Annotated in this window: 3 protein-coding genes; all 3 read left to right on the top strand. The window is 61.7% G+C overall.

Annotated elements, in window-relative coordinates:
- The first annotated feature begins 50 nt into the window (after positions 1 to 50).
- Positions 51 to 461 carry a hypothetical protein gene (locus EOA23_RS33845; protein ID WP_127307246.1) on the top strand — a complete coding sequence of 137 codons (411 nt, stop codon included), beginning with the start codon at positions 51 to 53 and terminating at the stop codon, positions 459 to 461.
- A gap of 499 nt (positions 462 to 960) precedes the next feature.
- A complete protein-coding gene (locus EOA23_RS33850) occupies positions 961 to 1,368 on the top strand; it encodes a plasmid mobilization relaxosome protein MobC (RefSeq protein ID WP_127307247.1) in 408 nt (135 codons plus the stop codon).
- A partial coding sequence (locus tag EOA23_RS33855) for a hypothetical protein (protein ID WP_145966579.1) occupies positions 1,365 to 2,370 on the top strand: 1,006 nt, incomplete at its 3' end. The genes EOA23_RS33850 and EOA23_RS33855, both read left to right, overlap by 4 nt.

The raw sequence follows: 2,370 nt of genomic DNA on the forward strand, positions 1-2,370 counted from the left end.
GTCTTCGACGATGTCCTCAAAACCTTCACCGAGGCAATGAGGCAGGCGGCATGACCGACAAAAGCACCCGGGAGTTTCAAGACGACAAGAAGGCTCGCATGATGCGAGCGATCTCCACTGAACCGCCGGCGCTTCCCAGCATGTTCATCGCTCCGAAATCCGATCCCGCCCCTCAGCCGCTTGCCGCCCCATCCGCGGTGGCATCGGAGGCTGAAGCGGCGCGGACGTCAGCTCGGCCGGACTTCCGCAAAATGCTGCGACAGGGTCAGAAAAAGGATCCGGTTGCCGGCAGGAAGATCCGCGAAGAGGAAATGGTGCGCTGCGGCTATTACCTGACGGCCGGCGAACAGCGCCAATTCAAGCTGCTCGCCATCAGCAATGGCCACAGCATGACCGAGCTGCTGCGCCAGGCGGTGCAGAACTACATCAAGGCCCATAAGCACAAGCTGCCGAACGATTAGGCCCGCCCCGCGGCATCCGCCGCGGCGAGGGGTGCAGTGAACGCTCGGGGCCATGCCGGTGTGGGCGGGCATCGATGCTTGGCCCGGCGCAAATCAGCCGCGCCTGTCGGCCCCGGTCGCTGGCTCAGCTGATCCGCTTTACCTAACCCACGCGGGGTCGCCGCGATCCCAATCGCTCGCGTTCATGTTCGTCGCTCGTTGCGATTTGTCTCCATGTTAGCATGATCATTCCGCAGCAAGGCCACGTGTTGAGACAGGAACATGTCGCCAAGTTGGTTTGTCGACTAGTTGACGGTGCAAGGCGCCTCGAAGGAAACATGTTTCCCTGCTAACAAGTGCAGATGATTTCGAAATGAAAGCTGGCTTTGTTTAGGACATTACCTCTAGGATATTTTGATGGTGTTGGTTTTTGTCTTTGGCAGGATAGCCTTTTTTGTGTTACACACATAAAAAGGACGGCGCGGCCCATGGGCCTTAGCGCCCGCGAGCGGGCTTGAAGATGAGACCCAACGACCGCCAAACAGAAAGTCAGAACGAATCCCGGCGCTATGGCGAAGTCCTGCATGTGCGCTTCTCAAGCGTCGAACTGGAGCGGCTGCGCACTATGGCTGATGGGGAGTCGGTGACGGTCAGCGAAGTCGTTCGCCGCCTTGTCCGCACCGAGGCGGGCTTTCTGCCCGCAGCGACGGGGGAGCTGCGACCCGCAATTGAAGAGGCCACCGACCAGCTTCGCCGCGTCGGTGTGAATTTAAATCAGGCGGTCCGCGCGATGAATGAGGGCCGGGTGCCGTATGACGAAGACCTCGAGCGCGCCTTGATCGCCGTTGGCGAGCTCGTGCGTCGGTTCCGAGAAGAACTAAAGGCGATGATTGCGAGGCCGCGCAAGCGGAGCGAGGTCAAGCTATGAGCGGTCACCTTGCCGGATACGCTGCCGAGATCGAACGCTATCTGCGCATGCCAGGCGCCGGCGATCTCGAGGAGCTTAACGATGATAAGCATTTGCAAGCGGCCCGTCGGGAGACGGCCGATCGTCAAGCGATGAACATCCGTGCGAGTGGGGTCGCCCCGGCCCGCTCGGCTTCGCCTGTGGCTGGCGTCCAATCGTCGATGGGGAGTGCGAAGCACCCGGCAGCGAGCCCCGGCGCCGCAAAGGCACCGGTTCAATCCTCAGGCCCGGGAGGACCGCTCAGCGCGAAACCACTCTCTGTTGGGACCAGCGGGGGTCTGCCTTCATCCAGCGACGCAAATGGGGCGATAGCGATTTTCGACCTGGCACTCGGCGCTTTCGTCAAGGAAGAGGAAGAAGAATGGCGGCGTCGTGGCGGGGGCGGCGGAAGGTCGGGCGTGCTCCCGTCCGCTCGACACTTCGCCCGGTCGACGCGTGAGTCGAGGGCCGTTGCGGCGCGAGCGGCCTATGCCGCGGGTGCGCAGCCGGCGGTGTTCAAGGTTCTTTCGAGCGCGGCCAATGGTAAACAGGCTGGCGCCCTGCTTACCTATATCGGCACACGCGCCAATGAACAGGGCGAGAAGCGGGACATCGAGATCTTCACCGATAGCGGAAAGGGGCTTGCCAATGCGCAGGATCGTCGCGGCTTTCTGCGTCAATTCACGCAGACATTCGAGCCGCAGCTCGAGAATACGAATTTCATTGAGGTGCGCTTCGAGCTCGCCGGCGAGGTCACGGACGATGCGCTTGGCCAGGCGTTGAATGGGGCCTTCGCATCAAAGCCTTTCGTCTATGCTCGCAACGGCAACAGCGTCGACGTTTATGGCCACACGGAGGAACGCGCTGGACGGCTTGCCAAGGTTCTTGCGGCCGGGCGTGCAAATTCGCGCAGCAAAGCGCTCGACAAGGTCGAAGCCGGCTTGCGCGAAGCGATGGGGAAGGCTGGTATTCGCGGCACAGCGG

The sequence above is a fragment of the Mesorhizobium sp. M2A.F.Ca.ET.042.01.1.1 genome, assembly GCF_003997405.1.
GTDB lineage: Bacteria > Pseudomonadota > Alphaproteobacteria > Rhizobiales > Rhizobiaceae > Mesorhizobium.

Excerpts from the sequence above, each read along its gene's own strand:
- EOA23_RS33850 (WP_127307247.1), top strand. The coding sequence starts at position 961 with ATGAGACCCAACGACCGCCAAACAGAAAGTCAGAACGAATCCCGGCGC.
- EOA23_RS33845 (WP_127307246.1), top strand. The coding sequence starts at position 51 with ATGACCGACAAAAGCACCCGGGAGTTTCAAGACGACAAGAAGGCTCGC.